Origin of the sequence: Sphingopyxis sp. P1IMeth2 (assembly GCF_900185685.1) — a bacterium.
Classification (GTDB): Bacteria; Pseudomonadota; Alphaproteobacteria; order Sphingomonadales; family Sphingomonadaceae; genus Sphingopyxis; species Sphingopyxis terrae_A.
In genome coordinates this window covers 1-17,778 of record NZ_FYAT01000014.1, presented here as the reverse complement: position 1 = coordinate 17,778, position 17,778 = coordinate 1, and the positions used below count along the sequence as shown (strand labels likewise).

Annotated in this window: 19 protein-coding genes; 14 read left to right on the top strand and 5 right to left on the bottom strand. The window is 67.4% G+C overall.

The window, feature by feature from the left end; genetic code table 11:
- Positions 1 to 8: 8 nt before the first annotated feature.
- A complete protein-coding gene (locus P1IM2_RS13550; RefSeq protein ID WP_186402800.1) occupies positions 9 to 1,058 on the bottom strand; it encodes an ACP S-malonyltransferase in 1,050 nt (349 codons plus the stop codon).
- On the bottom strand, positions 1,055 to 3,256 hold the full coding sequence (locus P1IM2_RS13545; protein ID WP_186402799.1) for a thiamine pyrophosphate-dependent enzyme: 2,202 nt from the start codon (positions 3,254 to 3,256) through the stop codon (positions 1,055 to 1,057). Before P1IM2_RS13545 ends, P1IM2_RS13550 begins: the two co-directional genes overlap by 4 nt.
- A 167-nt stretch (positions 3,257 to 3,423) precedes the next feature.
- Between P1IM2_RS13545 and P1IM2_RS13540 the strand changes: the two genes are divergently transcribed.
- From P1IM2_RS13540 to P1IM2_RS13505, 8 genes are read left to right on the top strand one after another with little or no spacing between them, the layout of a single operon-like run.
- Positions 3,424 to 4,116: a DUF4129 domain-containing protein gene (locus P1IM2_RS13540; protein WP_260834162.1), complete on the top strand. Its 693-nt coding sequence runs from the start codon at positions 3,424 to 3,426 to the stop codon at positions 4,114 to 4,116.
- Complete coding sequence (locus P1IM2_RS13535) at positions 4,113 to 5,348, top strand: DUF4350 domain-containing protein (protein ID WP_186402797.1); 1,236 nt, start codon at positions 4,113 to 4,115, stop codon at positions 5,346 to 5,348. Before P1IM2_RS13540 ends, P1IM2_RS13535 begins: the two co-directional genes overlap by 4 nt.
- Positions 5,338 to 6,303 (top strand): AAA family ATPase, encoded by a 966-nt coding sequence (locus P1IM2_RS13530; protein WP_186402796.1) that lies wholly within the window; start codon positions 5,338 to 5,340, stop codon positions 6,301 to 6,303. Before P1IM2_RS13535 ends, P1IM2_RS13530 begins: the two co-directional genes overlap by 11 nt.
- The gene (locus tag P1IM2_RS13525; RefSeq protein ID WP_186402795.1) at positions 6,300 to 7,622 is read left to right on the top strand and encodes a DUF58 domain-containing protein; all 1,323 of its coding nucleotides are present in this window, start codon (positions 6,300 to 6,302) and stop codon (positions 7,620 to 7,622) included. The genes P1IM2_RS13530 and P1IM2_RS13525 overlap by 4 nt, the downstream gene beginning before the upstream one ends.
- Positions 7,622 to 8,647 (top strand): stage II sporulation protein M, encoded by a 1,026-nt coding sequence (locus P1IM2_RS13520; RefSeq protein WP_186402794.1) that lies wholly within the window; start codon positions 7,622 to 7,624, stop codon positions 8,645 to 8,647. Before P1IM2_RS13525 ends, P1IM2_RS13520 begins: the two co-directional genes overlap by 1 nt.
- Entirely contained in the window at positions 8,644 to 9,513 is an 870-nt protein-coding gene (locus tag P1IM2_RS13515; RefSeq protein WP_186402793.1) for an RDD family protein, read from the top strand. The genes P1IM2_RS13520 and P1IM2_RS13515 overlap by 4 nt, the downstream gene beginning before the upstream one ends.
- Complete coding sequence (locus P1IM2_RS13510) at positions 9,500 to 10,189, top strand: nitroreductase (protein WP_186402792.1); 690 nt, start codon at positions 9,500 to 9,502, stop codon at positions 10,187 to 10,189. The genes P1IM2_RS13515 and P1IM2_RS13510 overlap by 14 nt, the downstream gene beginning before the upstream one ends.
- Before the next feature lie 2 nt (positions 10,190 to 10,191).
- Entirely contained in the window at positions 10,192 to 10,701 is a 510-nt protein-coding gene (locus tag P1IM2_RS13505) for a hypothetical protein (protein ID WP_186402791.1), read from the top strand.
- Between the two features lie 9 nt (positions 10,702 to 10,710).
- Here P1IM2_RS13505 and P1IM2_RS13500 read toward each other — a convergent pair whose 3' ends face one another.
- A complete protein-coding gene (locus P1IM2_RS13500) occupies positions 10,711 to 11,157 on the bottom strand; it encodes a hypothetical protein (protein WP_186402790.1) in 447 nt (148 codons plus the stop codon).
- Between the two features lie 106 nt (positions 11,158 to 11,263).
- Between P1IM2_RS13500 and gyrB the strand changes: the two genes are divergently transcribed.
- Positions 11,264 to 13,813: a DNA topoisomerase (ATP-hydrolyzing) subunit B gene (gene gyrB / locus P1IM2_RS13495; protein WP_186402789.1), complete on the top strand. Its 2,550-nt coding sequence runs from the start codon at positions 11,264 to 11,266 to the stop codon at positions 13,811 to 13,813.
- 106 nt (positions 13,814 to 13,919) lie between these two features.
- Positions 13,920 to 14,303, top strand: coding sequence for a septal ring lytic transglycosylase RlpA family protein (locus tag P1IM2_RS13490; protein WP_186402788.1), 384 nt, complete (start codon positions 13,920 to 13,922; stop codon positions 14,301 to 14,303).
- Here P1IM2_RS13490 and P1IM2_RS13485 read toward each other — a convergent pair.
- Positions 14,300 to 15,226: a glutaminase gene (locus P1IM2_RS13485; protein WP_186402787.1), complete on the bottom strand. Its 927-nt coding sequence runs from the start codon at positions 15,224 to 15,226 to the stop codon at positions 14,300 to 14,302. The two genes, P1IM2_RS13490 and P1IM2_RS13485, sit on opposite strands and share 4 nt — an antisense overlap.
- A 96-nt stretch (positions 15,227 to 15,322) precedes the next feature.
- Between P1IM2_RS13485 and P1IM2_RS13480 the strand changes: the two genes are divergently transcribed.
- Genes P1IM2_RS13480 through P1IM2_RS13470 form a run of 3 tightly spaced genes read left to right on the top strand, consistent with a single transcriptional unit; the run spans position 15,323 to position 16,606 of the window.
- Positions 15,323 to 15,796 carry a VOC family protein gene (locus P1IM2_RS13480; protein WP_186402786.1) on the top strand — a complete coding sequence of 158 codons (474 nt, stop codon included), beginning with the start codon at positions 15,323 to 15,325 and terminating at the stop codon, positions 15,794 to 15,796.
- A complete protein-coding gene (locus P1IM2_RS13475; RefSeq protein ID WP_120694152.1) occupies positions 15,793 to 16,125 on the top strand; it encodes an ArsR/SmtB family transcription factor in 333 nt (110 codons plus the stop codon). The genes P1IM2_RS13480 and P1IM2_RS13475 overlap by 4 nt, the downstream gene beginning before the upstream one ends.
- On the top strand, positions 16,103 to 16,606 hold the full coding sequence (locus tag P1IM2_RS13470; protein ID WP_186402785.1) for an SRPBCC domain-containing protein: 504 nt from the start codon (positions 16,103 to 16,105) through the stop codon (positions 16,604 to 16,606). The genes P1IM2_RS13475 and P1IM2_RS13470 overlap by 23 nt, the downstream gene beginning before the upstream one ends.
- 31 nt (positions 16,607 to 16,637) lie before the next feature.
- Here P1IM2_RS13470 and P1IM2_RS13465 read toward each other — a convergent pair whose 3' ends face one another.
- On the bottom strand, positions 16,638 to 17,300 hold the full coding sequence (locus P1IM2_RS13465; protein ID WP_186402784.1) for a YggS family pyridoxal phosphate-dependent enzyme: 663 nt from the start codon (positions 17,298 to 17,300) through the stop codon (positions 16,638 to 16,640).
- Between the two features lie 93 nt (positions 17,301 to 17,393).
- On the opposite strand from P1IM2_RS13465, the gene P1IM2_RS13460 reads away from it, so the two are divergent.
- A partial coding sequence (locus P1IM2_RS13460) for a thiamine phosphate synthase (RefSeq protein ID WP_260834161.1) occupies positions 17,394 to 17,778 on the top strand: 385 nt, incomplete at its 3' end.

Sequence of the window (17,778 nt, the reverse complement as noted above, 5' to 3'; positions counted from 1 at the left end):
CAGATGGGCTAGCCCGTGACGAGCGCGCGCTGTTCCGGGCGGCCCATCGACAGCAGGATCGGGTCCGCCGCCTGACGCGACATGAAGTCGGCCTTGCCTGCGATCCCCTGCCATTCGATGCCGATCAATGCCTGCGCGATCGCGCCGCCCAGCGTATCGCCGGGGCCGGGCAGGATAATCACGTCGGGCGCATATTCCTTGACCGCAACCTGCACCGACAGCGCAAAATCATAGGGCGCAAGGATCTGATGCCCGAAGGTATAGTCCCACATGCCCCAGGGATTGCTGGAAAAGCGCCGCCAGATATGACCACGGCCGTCGACCATCGGCAGGTCGGGCATGCCGAACAGTGCCGGGGGCAATTCGACCTTCGCCTTGTCCGAGCTGCCGACCATCAGCGGCGTATGAAAGGGGCCATGTCCTGCCAGCCGCAGCGGATCGCGGCCCGGCGTCGGCGGCGCCTCGGCAAGCAAGGCGGCCAGCCCCTCTTCATTGCCCGCCAAGACAAGCATGCCGGCAAGGTCGATCGAAAGCGCGAGCGCATGACCCGGGCGCGCGGCGATGTCGGCGACGAGCGCCAGCAGGCTGGCGCGCAGCCCCGGCACCGGGCGCCAGTCTTCATCGACGATCTGCACCAATATCTGTCCGCCCGGCCCGTGCGTCTGGCTGTTGAGACCCATGGCGTTGGCGATGCGAAAACCGTCCTCGACCGACACCGCGCCGCCAAGCGCGAGCGCGCTGTACCAGCCCATCGAATTGCCCGCGACCGCGACAATGTCGTATCGGTCGCGGTCGATGCTGAGCCAGTCGAGCAGGGTCGCGGTGTAGATCAGCGGGGCCGCGACATCGCCGCGCATGTGCGTCGCGACGCTGAAGCGATCGGCGCCGTCGAGTTCGCTGACCGTCGGCTGGCCACGCTCGCGGCGCTGGGCGTCGAAACCAGCGATGATATCGCCGAAGCGCGCGCCGTGAAGCCGTGCGATGCTGCCAAGCTCGCCCTTGCCATAGGTGCCGCGGCCGGGGGCGACGACAAGCGCAGTCTTCTTCGCCGCCGTCATGCCAGCAGCTCCTTCGCGGCGGCGTAAATCGAATCGCGGCTCGGCAGCGTCACCGTTGCCGCCTTGCCCAGTGGGATGAAGCTGTCCTCGGCGGCAATGCGCGCCAGCTTCTTCTCCGGCGTGCGCTCGGTTAACAGCGCCATCAGCGCCTCGCTTTGCGAACCGGTGATGCGGCATTCGTCGACGATCAGGACGCGTTTCGCCTCGCCGACCGCGGCAACGAGCTTGTCGGCATCGACCGGACCGAGCCAGCGCAGGTCGATCACGCGCGCCTTAACGCCGTCGGCGGCGAGCAGCTTTTCGGCCTGCCGCGAGAGATAAGTGCCGTTGCCATAGGTCACGATCGCCAGATCGGTCCCATCGCCATGCACGCCGACGTCGCCCAGCCGGATCGGCGTCCCTTCGCCGGGCGCTTCATAGGCGCTGGTCCACAGGCCATCGCCCTCTTCGTGCAGGTCGCGCGTCATATAGAGCGCGATCGGTTCGACGAAGACGACGACGCGCTGCTCCTCGCGCGCCAGCCGCACGCATTCGCGCAGCATCTGCACGGCGTCGCGCCCGTTCGACGGCACCGCCAGGATTACGCCGGGAATGTCGCGGAACACCGCCAGGCTGTTGTCGTTGTGGAAGTGGCCGCCGAACCCCTTCTGATAGCCGAGCCCGGCGATCCGGATCACCATCGGGTTGGTATACTGGCCGTTCGAAAAGAAGCTCAGGGTCGCCGCCTCGCCACGGATCTGATCCTCGGCATTGTGGACATAGGCGAGGAACTGGATTTCGGGCATCGGCACGAAGCCGTTGTGGGCCATGCCGATCGCGAGGCCGAGGATCGCCTGTTCGTCGAGCAGCGTGTTGATCACGCGCGCCGAACCGAAGCGCTGATGCAGCTTGGCGGTTACATTGTAGACGCCGCCCTTCGGCCCGACATCCTCGCCCGCGACGACGATCTCGGGATAAGCGAGCATCAGATCGGCGAGCGCCCAGGAGAGCAGCCGCGCCATATGCATCGGCTTGTCCATCTGGTTCGCGTCGCCGGCGAACAGCGCCGCGCGCTCGTCGGTCGAGGGGCGATTGGCCGGCGGGCGGTCGATCTTCGGCGGAACCAGGCTCTCCATTACTGCCGCGGCGGTGGTCAGCTTGGGGCGGCGGATCGCGGCTTCGGCCTGCCGCGCCAGCGTTGCGCCGATCTCTTCATAGGCATCGGCGACTTCGGCGGCGGACATCCATCCCTGTTCGACCATCAGCGCCGCCCCCCCGAGCAGGGGATCGCGCGCCTCGTCGGCTTCGATCAGCGCCTTGGGCAGATAGGCACCCTGCACGTCCGACCCGGCATGTCCGTAGAGCCGCACCGTTCCCATATGGAGAAACACCGGCTTGCGCGTGCGGCGCGCGAAGTCGGCGGCCTGTTTTGCGCCCGCGTAGGCCGCGACAAGGTCGGTGCCGTCGCACTGGATATAATGAAGCCCCGCGCGGTGGCGGAACTGCGCCTCGATCCACCCCGTCGGGGTGCGTGTCGAGATGCCGATGCCATTGTCTTCGCACAGGAAGATAAGTGGCAAAGGCGTGCCCTGAAAGGCCGACCAGCCCGCGGTATTGAACGCGCCCTGCGCGGTCGAATGATTGGCCGACGCATCGCCGAAACTCGCCAGCACCACCGCGTCTTCGGGCAGCGGGAGGCCGCACATGCCCAGTCGCCGCGCGATACCGATCGAAAAGGCGGCGCCCACTGCCTTGGGCAGGTGCGACGCGATCGTCGATGTCTGCGGCGGAATCGCGAGCGGCTTCGACCCGATGACCTTGTGCCGCCCGCCCGAAATCGGGTCCTCGGCCGAAGCGGCGAAGCTCAGCAGCATGTCCCAGTCGGGGGTCTGTCCGGGGAGCTGGCGCGCGCGGTGGAGCTGAAAGGCGTTCGAGCGATAGTGGAGGAACGCCATGTCGGTGACGCGCAGCGCCGCCGCGACCGCGGCATTGCCCTCGTGCCCCGACGATCCGATGGTATAAAAGCCCTCGCCGCGTGCCTGCAGCGTCCGCGACAGCCGGTCCATCTGGCGACTGGTGAGCTGCGACAGGAAAATATCGCTGGCATCCGACCGCGTCAGCCCGGCATGCGCGGGATCGGGCGCATCGGCGCGGCGAGCGAGCGTTCCGCTCGCCAGCGCGCCGAGAAATTTTTCATGTACCGCCTGTGCCGCGTCCACGCTGTCCTCCTGCCGGTGTTCCGGTTGCCCGTGCAACCATTTGCCGCCGCCTCGCGCAGCTAGAACGCGGGCTGCGGGCGCGCAAGCATCCTCTTGCGTCGGTGTTGCGCCTCGCGCTACCACCGCAGCGCGATGGTGCAGCGGGGCGAGGCCATAATTTCAATATGATGTCGATCTGGATCGCCCAGGCGTCGGCCGCCGCCGCCGCACCCGATCAGGGCTGGCTGCTCGATCCTGAACTCGTCGATCCGGCTTATGGTCAGACGGTTGCCCGCGGCGATATCCAGACGGCCTTTCCCGCGCCGCCGCCGCCGCCCGAGGTTCCCGACTGGCTGAAATCGCTGTTCGAAGCGATCGGCCGCTTCTTCGAATGGAGCGCGCCGGCGCTGAAGCCGATGCTGTGGGGCGGCGCAATCTTGCTCGTCCTGCTTATCCTCTATTTCACGGTCCCCGCCTTTGCGCGCTGGGTCAACGCGTTACCCTTCCTGCGCAAGACCGGAGCGGGCGCCGAGGCGGAGGAGGCGGGCGCGGTCGAAGCGGGTGCGGCGCGCGCGCTGCTGGCCGAAGCCGACGCGCTCGCCGCCGAGGGGCGCTTTGCCGAGGCGGTTCATCTGCTGCTCTATCGTAGCGTCGAGGATATCAGCGCGCGGCGGCCGGGGCTGGTGCAGCCGGCGATGACGTCGCGCGAGCTGGCGGAGGCGCAGGATTTGCCGGGGGTCGCTCGCAAGGCTTTCAGCCGCATCGCGCGCTCGGTCGAAATCAGCCTGTTCGGCGGCCGCTCGATCGACGCGGCGGCGTGGGACGCGTGCCGCGGCGCCTATTCGGAGCTGACGGTACCGAAGAATTGGGCGCGGGCATGATGGGGCGAAGCGATCGCGACAATCCCTTCGACCCGCGACTGATTGCGGCGGTGGTCGCCGTGGGTGTCGTCGCCTTCATCGCGCTATGGGCGTTGGTTGCGCTTGGCCCGCAGCTGTCGAGCGGCAATGACGGCGGCGGTCACGCGCTGTCGAAGGCGGCGCCGGGCTTTGCTGGCATCGTCGACCTCGCCGAACGCGCCCGCGCCGATGTCGAGCTGCGCCGCAGCGTCGAGACGGCAACCTATGAGGACGACAAGCCGTTGCTCGTCCTGACCCCCGCAGCCAACACAAATGCCGAAGATGTAGCTGATTTGCTGGCAAGACAGGGCAATGGTCCGGTTCTGCTCGTCTTGCCCAAGTGGCGGACGATGCCCGGCACCGGCGAGGGCCATAAACCCGGCTGGGTCGGCTTCGGCGTGCCGCTGCCCGCGCCCAGCCGCCTGTTGCCGCAAAACTATTTCGGGACGGTCGAGATCGCGATGCCGCAGGCGAAGGCGCAGAGCGTCACCGCCGATGTGGCGCGGCGCCGCTTTGCCGTGCCGCTGCCGGCCGGTGCCCAGACGGTCAGCGGCGCCGGTCTCGAGACGCTGATCCCCGGCGCGAACGGCGGCGCGGTGCTGGCGCGGACGACCAACCGCGAATTCTATGTTCTCGCCGAGCCCGACCTCCTCAACAATCTAGCCTTTGCGTCGCGCGACAAGGCGCATGCCGCGGCCATGCTGATCGACGCGGTCGGCGAGGATGCGGAAGCGGCAGGGCTCGCCTTCGACCTGACGCTCAACGGCTTCGGCGGCGGTCGGTCGCTGCTGCGCTTCGCCTTCGTGCCGCCCTTCATCGGGATCACGTTGTGCCTGATCGCCGCGGGCCTGCTCGCGCTGTGGCAGGCGTGGGCGCGCTTCGGCCCCGCGCTGCGTCCGGCGCGCGCAATTCCGATTTCCAAACAGGCGCTGATCGCCAACAGCGCCGATCTGATCCGGCAGGCGCGCCGCGAACTCGACGGTGCCGATGCCTATGTGCGCAGCCAGCGCGGCGCGATCGCACGCCGGTTGCACGCCCCCGGCGGTCTGAGCGCCGAGGAAACCGACGCGTGGATCGACCGCCATCTGAAGGCGGATAGCGCCTCCTTCGCCACTCTCGCGCGCCGTCTCCCGCTGGCGCGCAACACCCATGAATTTCTGGCAGACGCGCAGGCGCTGCACGACATCAGGAAGGAATTATTGCGTGACGGCTGACACTATCGAGGGCGTCCAGGCGCTCGGCGCGGCGATCGAGGGCGAAGTCGCCAAGGTCGTGTTCGGGCAGCAGGATCTGACCCGCATGGTCACGATTGCGTTGCTTGCTGGTGGCCATGTCCTGCTCGAAGGCCCGCCCGGAACCGCCAAGACGCTGCTCGCGCAGGCTTTCGCCCGTGCTGTCGGGCTCGATTTCGGGCGCATCCAGTTCACCCCCGACCTGATGCCCGGCGACATATTGGGATCGAACCTGTTCAACTTCCAGACGTCGAGCTTCACCCTGACGAAGGGTCCGATCTTCACCGAGCTGCTGCTTGCCGACGAGATCAACCGCACCCCGCCCAAGACGCAGGCGGCGCTGCTCGAGGCGATGCAGGAACGGCGCGTGACGATCAACGGCGAGCCGCACCCGATGAGCCCGCGCTTCACCGTACTGGCGACGCAAAATCCGATCGAGCAGCAGGGTGTCTATCCGCTGCCCGAAGCGCAGCTCGACCGCTTCCTGTTCAAGCTGGTCGTCGATTATCCCGACGCTGACGAGGAGCGGCGCATCGTGGCCGAACATGGCGGGCGCTTCAAAAGCCCCGTGGTCTCCGATTTCGGCGTTGGGCAGGTTGCCGACGCCGCGACGATCGGTACCGCGATCGACACGATCGCGACCGTCCGCCTGGCCGACGAGATCGTCGACTATATCGTCCGGCTGGTGCGCGCGACCCGCGAAAGCGCCGACCTCGAATGCGGCGCGAGTCCGCGCGCGGCGAGCCTGCTTGCCCGCGCCGCCTGCGCAGCCGCCGCGCTCGACGGCCGCGACTATGTGATCCCCGACGACGTGCAGCGGCTCGCCGGCGGCGTATTGCGCCACCGCGTGATCCTGTCGGCCGCGGCGGAGATCGAGGGGCGCGGCGTCGAACACGTCGTCGCTGCGCTGCTCGACCGGGTGGACGTGCCGCGGTGATCTACCCGACGCGGCGCGCAATCTATCTGCTGCTGCTCGGCGCCCCCGTGGCGCTGGCGCTCGGCCTGCTGCGCCCGGACCTTTGGCTCGTCGCGCTCGGCTGGATCGCGCTCGTCGCCCTGGGGCTTCTCCTCGATACGCTGACCGGCGCGGCGCCGCGCAGGCTCGCGCTCGACGCCCAGTTCCCGCTGCAAATCGGGGTCGGCGAGCCGTTCGAAATGATGCTTGCGGCGCGCGCGCCAGCCCTTCCGGGCCGCGCCGAGTTCGCGCTGTCGCTCGACGACCGGCTGGCACCCGGTGGCCGCATCGCGGCGGCTTTCGAAACGGTGGGCGAAGGCGAAGATGCCGCGCTCGCCCATCGGCTTGCGCTCACCGCCTCGCGACGCGGACAGGCGGCGGTCGATGCGCTTTGGGTGCGCTGGGCAGGACCGTTCGGCCTCGTCTGGAAACAGCGTCGCTTCGCGATCGATCGCGCGATCAGCGTCGTGCCCAACATGCGCCTGGTTACTGACGAAGGCCGCCGCCTGTTCCAGCGCAACAGCTGGTTCGGGCTCCGCCAGCAGAAGCTGCGCGGCGAAGGCCATGAATATGAGGCGCTGGCCGAATTTCAGCCGGGCATGGATCGGCGCGCGATCGACTGGAATGCATCGGCGCGGCACGTCAAGCTGCTTGCCAAGGAATATCGGGTCGAGCGCGACAACCGCGTCGTGCTGGCGATCGACGCCGGTCGCACGATGGCCGAGCCCGTCGGCGCGATGCCGCGCGTCGACCGCGCGGTCTCCGCGGCGCTGCTGCTGGCTTATGCAGGGCTGAAGCTCGGCGACCGGATCAGCCTCTTTTCCTTTGCCGCCAAGCCGATCGGCATGACCCCCGCCTATATGCACACGCAGGATTTTCCGGCGCTGCAACGCGCGGCGAGCCGCATCGATTATGCGCCGGTCGAGAGCAATTTCACCCTCGCGCTGTCGACTCTCGGCGCCGAACTCAACCGCCGGTCGCTGATTATCCTGTTCACCGAATTCACCGATGCGACGAGCGCCGACCTGATGATCCGTGTGGCGGGCCGGCTGGTCAAGAAGCACCGACTGCTGTTCGTCGTCATCAAGGACGAGGAATTGGAGGACGAGGAACGCCGCCGTCCCGAAAGCGGATCGGACGTCACGCGCGCCAATGTCGCCGCGGCGATGCTGCGCGATCGTCAACTGGTTATCGCGCGGCTCCAGCGACTGGGCGCCGACGTCATCGAAGTCCCCGCCGATGCGATGGGCGCACATGTCGTCGAAGCCTATCTGGGCATCAAGCGCCAGGGGAGCCTGTGATGGAAACCGCGCGCGCGACCGACGCCCCCGGCTTTTCGACCAGTCGTTTTCGCGCTGAGCGCGAGGCCGACTGGATCGCCTTCGACACGCTGCTCGGCCGTCTCGAGACGCGCGGCGCCAAGGCGCTGTCGAGTGACGAACTGCTGCAGCTCCCGATCCTCTATCGCGCGACGCTGTCGTCGTTATCGATCGCGCGCGCGACGATGCTCGACAAGGCCCTGCTCGACCACCTCGAAGGGTTGGCGATGCGCGGCTATTTCCTGATTTACGGCGTCCGCGAAACGCGGCTCAGCCGCCTGCGCCGCTTCTTCCTTTACGACTGGCCGGCGGCGGTCCGCGCGGTGTGGAAGGAAACGTTGATCATCGCGCTGATCATCACGCTCGGCGCGCTGACAAGCTGGTCGCTCGTCGCGCATAATCCCGAATGGTATTATAATTTCGTCCCCGACGAGATGGCCGGCGGGCGCGACCCGCGCGCGACAGTGGAGTTTCTGCGCTCGACGCTGGGTCACGGCAAGGCGGGGGGCGAGGATGAGGGCGCGCTGCACGTCTTTGCGACCTTCCTGTTTACCCACAACAGCCGCGTTTCGATCATGTCCTTTGCGCTCGGCTTTGCCTTCGGTGTGCCGACGATGATGCTGGAATTTTATCAGGGGATCGGGCTGGGCGCTATGCTCGCGGTCTTTTCCGCCAAGGGGCTGGGCGTCGATTTCGGCGGCTGGCTGTTCATCCACGGCACGACCGAATTGTTCGCCGCAGCCCTGTCCGGAGCGGCGGGGCTGCGGATCGGCAGCGCGGTCGTCTTTCCCGGCGCCCGCTCGCGCCTCCAGGCCGCCGCCGAGGCAGGCCGCACCGCGGGCAAGGTGATGGTCGGCGTCATCCTGATGCTGCTCGCCGCCGGCCTGCTCGAAGGGTTCGGGCGCCAGCTCATCACCGATACCGTGATGCGCTATGCGATCGGATCGCTGATGCTTGCCTTCTGGCTCGCCTATTTCTACATCCCGCGCCGCGAGAATGTCGCTTGAGCGCGGCGGGTAATCTGCGGATGCGCGCGGCGCAGGAAAAGAAGCTGCGCGAATTCGTGACGCCCGAAGGAGTCGATCTGCAATTGCGCATCGCAAGCGCGGCGCTCCGGCTCGGCGCGCTGCTGATCGACCTGATCCTTATCGTCCTGACGCTCATTTTGTTCACTCTGCTGATCCTCTGGGCCGGGCTGGCGTCCAATTCGTCGATCGCAGTGACGGTCTGGCTGCTCGGCGCCTTTGTTCTGCGGACCTTCTGGTTCATCGGCTTCGAACTTGGCACGCGTGCGGCGACGCCCGGCAAGCGGCTGATGGGCATTCGCGTCGTTGCGCGCGACGGCGGCCGGCTCACCGCCGATGCAGTGGTCGCGCGCAACCTGATCCGCGAGCTTGAGCTCTTCCTCCCCCTCACCATGATGGGCGTCGGCGCGGCCGAGGATATGGTATCGGGCTGGACCGCGCTCGCTGGGGTCGCCTGGTCGCTGACGCTCAGCCTGTTCCTGCTTTTCAACCGCGACCGGATGCGGATGGGCGACCTGATCGCCGGAACCTGGGTCGTGATGGCGAAGCGCGCGAAGCTTGACCGCGACATCACCGCCGATGGCGGCGGGGTCGACGCGATCCGCTTTACCGACGCCGAACTCGCCGTCTATGGCATCTATGAATTGCAGGAACTGGAGCGCGTGCTGCGCGGCGCCGATCCGCGCGCGATGCGCGATGTCGCCGACACGATCCGCGGCAAAATCGGCCGCCCCGTCGCCGAAGAGGATGACGTGTTCCTGACGAGCTATTATCGGCAGCTCAAGGCCCGGCTCGAACGCGGCTTGCTATTCGGAAAACGCCGAGAGGATAAATATGCCAGCGAATGATGCCCTGTCCGTTGCCGAAGCGTTGCACCGCCGCCGTTCGGTGCGCGCCTTTTCGGACCGCCCGATCGACCGGGCGGTACTGGCACGGATTTTTGCCGACGCGCAGCGCGCACCATCGGGCGGCAATCTGCAGCCGTGGCAGGTGACGGTCGTTACCGGTGAGCGCTGGGAGCGCGTGAAGGCGGCGGTGGCGGCGCGGATCGCGATGGGGCGCGACGGCCAGCAACCCGAATATGACATCTACCCGCGCGGACTGACCGACCCGTGGGAAAGCCGGCGCTTCGGCGTCGGCGAGGCACTCTACGCCTCGCTCGGCATCCCGCGCGAGGACAAACCGGGCCGGCTCGCTCGGTTCATGGAGAATTACCGGGGTTTCGGCGCACCGGTGATGCTTTTCCTTCATTGTTCACGCATCATGGGACCGCCGCAATGGGCCGACATGGGCATGTGGCTCCAGTCGGTGATGCTGTTGCTCGTCGAACATGGCCTTGCAAGCTGTCCGCAGGAATGCTGGGCGATGTACGGCGCGACGATCCGGCACGAACTGGAACTGGGCGACGACCAGATCTTGTTCACCGGGCTGGCGATCGGTCATGCCGATGCGGCGGCACCGGTGAATCAATGGCCGGTTCCGCGCGCCGAACTGGATGAGGTGATCGATTGGCAGGGGTTTTGAGGATGGTTTTGCGCGGCAAGACGGCGGAACTGACGGCTGTGACGGCGACGGGGCTGCTGCTCGCCGGCTGCGCCGCGATTCCGAAAGCGGCGGCACCACCGCCCGCCCCCGCGCCGCAACCGCCCGCCGCAACACCGCCGCCGCCGGCCCCCGCGCCGACGCAAGGGTGGGACGACCGCGCGCTCGATCGCGGCGCTTGGCGCTATGATGCCGGCAGCCGCAGCGCGATCTTCACACCGACCGCCGGCGCGGCGCCGCTGTTGACCATGGCGTGCAGCGGCGGCGCTATCCGGCTGACCGCCGCGCTCGACGGCACCGTCGCACTGCGCACCAGCGCGGCCACCGACCAGGTGCGCTTCGACGGCGGTACGGCGATCGTACCGAGCCGCGATATCCGGCTCGACCGCATCGCCTTCAGTCGCGGCCGCTTTGCGCTCGAAGCCGCGAACGGCCGGGCGCTGACGCTGCCCGTCCAGTCCGAAATCGGCCGCGTGATCGAGGATTGCCGTTAGGCAGCCGCGCTAGGCGCCGAGCCGCACCGTTCCGCCGCGGATCCAGCCCCAGCGACACGGTCCCTGATATTCGCGCGCGCTGCTGATCGAACGGCCGACGCCGCACATATCCTCGTCGGTGCCGGGGGCCGCGAAGACGATGCCGAACCAAGCGTCGTCATCGGTTGCCTCGCACACCGACACCTTCATCGCGCCGGGCAGCCTGGCCTTCACGGCGCGCGTTTCGCCCGGCGCCCAATAGACGTCGGTGCCGCCGTCCTTGACGCGGCTGATGCTGGAGCAGGCGGGAAGCGTCGGGCCTTCGGTGCCGGTCATGACCGCGCGCGTCGCGAGCGGCGGGCCGGCGACCGCAGGGGCATTGTCGGCAGGCGGTGCGGGCTGCGAGCAGCCGGCGAGCGGCAGCGCGGCAAGCGCGAGGGCGGCAAGGATCGAACGGAGGTTCAGAGGGCTTTTCATCGTTCGAAACTAGCCGCCGCTGCCGCCGTGCGCAACGCCCGTCGGCAGCGCGCCGAGCGGCGCATTTTTGCTTGGGTTTTGCGGCCGCCGACCCTATATAATCGGCATGACAGACACCCCCGCGAGCGGCGCGAGCGAAAGCGCCCCCAAGCAGCCCAATCAGAACAGCTACGGCGCCGATTCGATCAAGGTGCTGAAAGGCCTCGACGCGGTGCGCAAGCGGCCTGGCATGTATATCGGCGACACCGACGACGGGTCGGGTCTGCATCACATGGTGTTCGAAGTCAGCGACAATGCGATCGACGAGGCACTCGCCGGCCACTGCGATCTGGTACTCATCACGCTCAACAGCGACGGATCGGTCAGCGTCGAGGACAATGGACGCGGCATCCCGACCGGCATCCATGCCGAGGAAGGCATTTCGGCGGCCGAGGTCATCATGACCCAGCTTCACGCGGGCGGTAAGTTCGAGAACACGAGCGACGACAATGCCTATAAGGTGTCGGGCGGTCTGCACGGCGTCGGCGTATCGGTCGTCAATGCGCTCAGCGAATGGCTCGAACTGACGATCTGGCGCGATGGCGAGGAGCATTGGATGCGCTTCGAGCATGGCGATTCGGTTGCGCCGCTCAAGGTCAACGGGCCGGCGCCTGCGGGCAAGAAGGGCACCCGTGTCACCTTCATGGCATCGACCGATACCTTCAAGAATGTCACCGAGTTCGATTTCGAAAAGCTGGAACATCGCTATCGCGAGCTCGCTTTTCTCAATTCCGGCGTAAGGATCAAGCTGGTCGATGCCCGCCATGCCGAACATGTCGTCCACGACCTGTTCTACGAGGGCGGGATTGCGGCCTTCGTCAAATATCTCGACCGCAACAAGAATCCGCTGCTGCCCGATCCGATCGCGATCAGCAGCGAGCGCGACGGCATCGGCATCGACGTCGCGCTCGAGTGGAACGACAGCTATTATGAAAATGTCCTCTGCTTCACGAACAATATCCCGCAGCGCGACGGCGGCACCCACCTCGCCGCTTTCCGCGCGGCGCTGACGCGCACGCTCAACGGTTATGGCGAAAAATCGGGCCTGCTGAAGAAGGAAAAGGTCAGCCTGACCGGCGAGGATATGCGCGAAGGCTTGACCGCGATCGTCTCGGTCAAGCTGCCCGATCCGAAATTTTCCTCGCAGACCAAGGACAAGCTTGTCTCGTCGGAAGTGCGCCAGCCGCTCGAAAGCCTGATGGCCGACCGGATGACCGAATGGCTTGAGGAAAATCCCGCCTACGCCAAAGCGGTGATCCAGAAGGTGATCGACGCCGCCGCGGCGCGCGAGGCCGCGAAGAAGGCGCGCGAATTGACCCGGCGCAAGGGCGCGATGGATATCGCGAGCCTGCCCGGCAAGCTTGCCGACTGTCAGGAACGCGACCCCAGCAAGTGCGAACTCTTCCTCGTCGAAGGGGATTCGGCAGGCGGCAGCGCCAAGCAGGGCCGCGACCGGCATGTGCAGGCCATTCTGCCGCTGAAGGGCAAGATCTTGAACGTCGAGCGGGCGCGCTTCGACCGCATCATTTCGTCGAAGGAAGTCGGCACGCTGATTCAGGCGCTCGGCACCGGGATCCGCGACGAATTCAACATCGAAAAGCTGCGCTATCACAAGATCGTGATCATGACCGACGCCGACGTCGACGGCGCGCATATCCGCACGCTACTGCTCACCTTCTTCTACCGCCAGATGCCCGAGATCATCGAGAACGGCCATCTCTACATCGCCCAGCCGCCGCTCTACAAAGTCGCAAAGGGGCGCAGCGAGGTGTATCTGAAGGATGACACCGCGCTTGAAAATTACCTCGTCGATGCCGGGATCGACGCGCTGATGCTCGAAACGTCGGGCGGCGCACGGTCGGGTAACGATCTGCGCGGCCTGATCGAGCATGGCCGACGGCTCCGCGCGCTGATGCGTTACGTCCCCCGCACGCTCGATCATGGGCTGGTCGAGGCACTGGCGCTGGTCGGCGCCCTCGATCCCGCGCTCGATACGGCAGGACGCCACAGCGCTGCGGCAACTGCCGCGAACTGGCTCAATGCCGCCGAGCGCGCGCTGACCGGCGGCGCCGAAGCGGTGTGGACCGTCGAGGCGGTCGAAGGCGGCGGCTATACGCTCGAACGCCGCTGGCGCGGGGTGAGCGATCATCACGCGATCGACGCCGGCTTCCTCGCGAGCCAGGAGGCGCGCCGCCTTCACAAACTCGCCGCCGAACAGGCCGAAACCTATGGTGGCCCCGGACGGCTGGTGAAAGCCAGTGCCGCTGCGGTCGTCGAGTCCGTCAGCGATGCCGAGGGCGAGGATGGCGAGGCACCGACCGCCGCGAGCGCCGCCAAGGCCGCGCCGGTGACGCGCCCGTCCGAATTGCTCGATGCCATCTTCACGCACAGCCGCCGCGGCCTGTCGATCAGCCGGTACAAGGGACTGGGCGAGATGAATGCCGAGCAATTGTGGGAAACCACACTCGATCCCGCCAACCGCTCGCTGCTGCGCGTCGAGGCCGAACAGGCCGATGTCGCGCATGAAATCTTCGAGCGGCTGATGGGCGACGAGGTCGAGCCGCGGCGCGATTTCATCCAGACCAACGCGCTGTCGGTTGCCAATCTGGACGTCTGAGGCACCAAACCACTAGGCGCAGAATCAAACCGGCACGGCGCGGGCAGCTTGCAAGCCGCCCGCGCCGCTGCTTTGAGCGCTCCACCTGAAACGGGGGAGGCTGCCCATGCGGCGGGTGATGGCGATGAGTTTGGCGTTGGTGCTGGCGATGCCGGCGGTGGCGCAGGATCAGTTCGGCGGCGGCGAAACCGAAATCGGCAACGGCACGGCAAGCTATTACGGCCGCGAACTCGCGGGCAATCGCACCGCGAGCGGCGAGCGCTTCGACCCCGATCAGATGACCGCAGCGCACCCCACGCTCGCCTTCGGCAGCAAGGTCCGCGTTACCAACCTGTCCAACGGCCAGAGCGTGATCGTCCGCGTCAACGACCGCGGCCCCTTCGGCGGCCGCCGCGTCATCGATATTTCGCAGGCCGCGGCGAAGGAAATCGGCATGCACCGCAGCGGCACCGCCAAGGTCAGCCTGACGCTCGTCGCCGACCAGGATTAATCGAACACCGACCAACCCGCCGCATAGGCGAAATGTTCGAGCGCGAGCGCGCCGACGAGCGATGTTCCGGCTTCGTTGAGGCCCGGCGACCAGACCGCGATCGATCCCTGCCCCGGTGCGATGCACAGGATGCCCCCGCCCACCCCGCTCTTGCCGGGCAGGCCAACGCGAAAGGCGAATTCGCCCGAATTGTCGTAATGGCCGCACAGCATCATGATCGCGTTGATGCGCCGCGCGCGGTGCGGGTCGAGAAGCTGTTCGCCGGTGCGCGGGTCGCGGCCCTCGAAGGCCAGGAACAGGCCGGCCTGCGCCAGCTGGCGGCAGCTCATCGACAGCGCGCATTGGCGGAAATAGACCGACAGCACCGTCTCCACCGGATGGCGCAGCGTCCCGAAGGCGTCCATGAAATAGGAAAGGCTGCGGTTGCGCGCGCCCGTGTCATTTTCCGATCCCGCAACGCCGGTGTCGATCGCCACGCTTGCGTCGCCCGCTCTGGCCCGCATGAAGGCGACGATCTCATCGACCGCCTCGTCGGCCGAGCGACCGTCGATCAGCCGGTCGGTGGTCGCGATCGCCCCGGCGTTGATAAAGGGATTGCGCGGCACTCCCTGCTCGCTTTCGAGCTGGACGATCGAGTTGAAGGCACTGCCCGACGGCTCGCGGCCGACGCTGTCCCATAGCGAGCTGCCGACCCGGCGCAGCGCAAGGGCGAGCGTGAACACCTTCGACACCGACTGGATCGAAAAAGCCTCGTCGGCGTCGCCCGCGGTGTGGACCGTTCCGTCAGGGAGCGCGAGGGCAAAGCCGAAGCGGTCGGGATCGGCCCCGGCGAGGGCGGGGATATAGTCGGCGACCTTGCCCTGGCCGCGGTGCGGCAGCGCAGTCTGATAGGCTTCGGCGACGCAGCGGGCGAGATCGGGCATGCCATTTTCCTAGCGACTTCAGACGGAATTGCACTTAGTTTCGTTTTTTGATAAATATTCTCCATTCTGGAAATAATGAGTCGCAAGGAGAGAGACATGACCGAAGCGCACCGCCCCAAGGGGCTATCGAGCGCGATCAGCTATCGCGACAGCAAGGCGGCGTTCCGCTGGCTGGAAGAGGCATTCGGGTTCGAACCGCTGTTCGTGCTGCTCGATGCCGACGGCAATCTCGCGCACAGCGAAATGGGCTATGGCGCCTCGATGGTGATGATCGGCAATGAATGGTCGGACGATCACAAGAGCCCGCAGTCGATCGGCGGCAAGAACACCCAGAGCGTCCATGTCCAGCTCGCCCCCGGCGAGGATATCGACGCACATTGCGCAGCCGCGCGCGCGGCGGGCGCCGCGATCATCGCCGAGCCCGAGACGCAATTTTATGGCGACCGCACCTATCGCGCCAAGGATCCCGAGGGACATATCTGGACCTTCGGCGTCACGGTCGCGGCCAAGACCGCCGCCGAATGGGATGCCGAGGGCGGCTTCACCACCCAGACGCGGCTCGACGATTGAGCGCGGCCGCGGTCGATGCCGTGTTTGCGGCGCTCGCCGACCCGCGGCGGCGGCGCGCGGTCGAACTGCTCGGTCGGCGCCCCTATAGCGCCGGCGAGCTGGCCGGCACGCTGGGCCTCGCGCCGCCCGCGATGAGCCGGCACCTCAAGGCGCTGAAGGATGGCGGGCTGGTCGAGGATCATTATCTGCCCTTCGACGCCCGCGTCCGCATCTATCGCCTGAAGGACGGCGCGACCGACGCGCTCAAGGGCTGGCTCGCCGAAACCGAAAGCCTGTGGAGCGAGCAGCTCGCCGCCTTCAAGGCGCATGTCGAGCGCGGCGCGCCATGAGCCGCTCGCCATGAGCGGTGCGGCGGTGATCGTCGCCCTGCGCGTCGCGGCCACCCCGGCGCGCGCCTTCGAGGTGTTCACCCGCGACATCGGCAGCTGGTGGCAAAGCCATCCGCTGTTCGAGCTGGCGCGCGGAGACGACGGCGTGCCGCGCTTCGACCCCGCGGGGCCCGGCGGGCGGCTGGTGACGCGCTTCGCCGACGGCCGCGAATGGGAGATCGGCCGCATCCGTGCGTGGGAGCCGGGCAAGCGGCTTGCCTTCGGCTGGCGCGTTCCCGGCTTTGCCGCCGACCACACCACCGAAGTCGAGGTGCGCTTCGACGCCGTCGGCCCCGAAACGCGCGTCACCGTCGAGCATCGCGGCTGGGACCAAATCCCGCAAAGCCATGCCGCGCGCCACGGATTCGACCTGATGCCGTTCCAGCGCCGCCTCGGCGAACATTGGCGCGCGTTACTAGCTGCGATGGGCCGCAATTTGTAAGGCGGGCCGCAGATTCCTGGGGGTTTGGACGCTAGTCGCGCTCGCCGAACAAGGCGGTGCCGACGCGGACGTGGGTCGCGCCGAGCATGACCGCTTTTTCATAATCGCCGCTCATTCCCATCGAGCGTAGCGGCAGGCCGTGGCGCTCGGCCAGTTCGTCGAGCAGCGCGAAATAGGGCGCCGGGTCCACATCGGCGGGCGGGATCGCCATCAGGCCGTCGATCGCCAGCCCCGCCGCCTTTGCCTCGGCGAGCAGCGCCGCGAGATCGGCGACGGCGCAGCCGCCCTTCTGGTCCTCGTCGCCGATATTGACCTGAACGAAAAGCTGCGGCCCCTTGCCGAGCTTGTCGCACGCCTTGGCGAGCGCCTGGACGAGCGAACTGCGATCGACCGAGTGAATGGCGTCGAACAGCGCGACCGCCTCTTCGGCCTTGTTCGACTGGAGCTGACCGATCAGGTGCAGCGTCAGATCGGGAGTTTCCCCGCGCAGCGCGGGCCATTTGGCCGCCGCCTCCTGCACGCGATTCTCGCCGAAATGGCGCTGGCCGGCGGCGATCAGCGGGCGGATCGCATCGGCATCATGCGTTTTCGTCACCGCGATCAGGCAGACGTCGCCCGCCTTGCGCCCGGCGCGGCGCGCCGCCTCTGCAATGTTCGTCCCTACCTCGGCCAGCCGGCTTGCCGCATCGCTCATATCGTCATCCTCGAAGGGCGCGTTGCGTGCGCCCGCGACGCGCCTATAGGAAGGGCGATGGTCCGACGCCACCCCCTGCCCGCATGCTGGCTGATGAGCGACGCACGCAGCGCGGCCGGGACGGTGGCGCTCGCCGCGCTGTTGCCGCCGGGAAGCGGCATCGTCCTGCGGCACGACGCGCTGCCGCAAGGCGCGCGCTGGCGCCTCGCGCGCCGCCTCGCGCGTATCGCAAAAGCGCGCGGGCTGACGCTGCTGATCGCGGGATCGCCCGCCGAGGCGCGGCGCTTGGGGGCCGATGGCGTCCATCTGCGGCAGCATGCCGCGCGCCGGGCGGCGCAGGCGCGCGCGAACGGCCTGATCGTCACCATGCCGGTCCATGACCATCGCGAGGCGCACCGCGCCCGGCGGGCAGGCGCCGACGCCGCATTCGTCTCGCCGCTTCACCCGACGCGGTCGCACATCGATGCCGCGCTGCTAA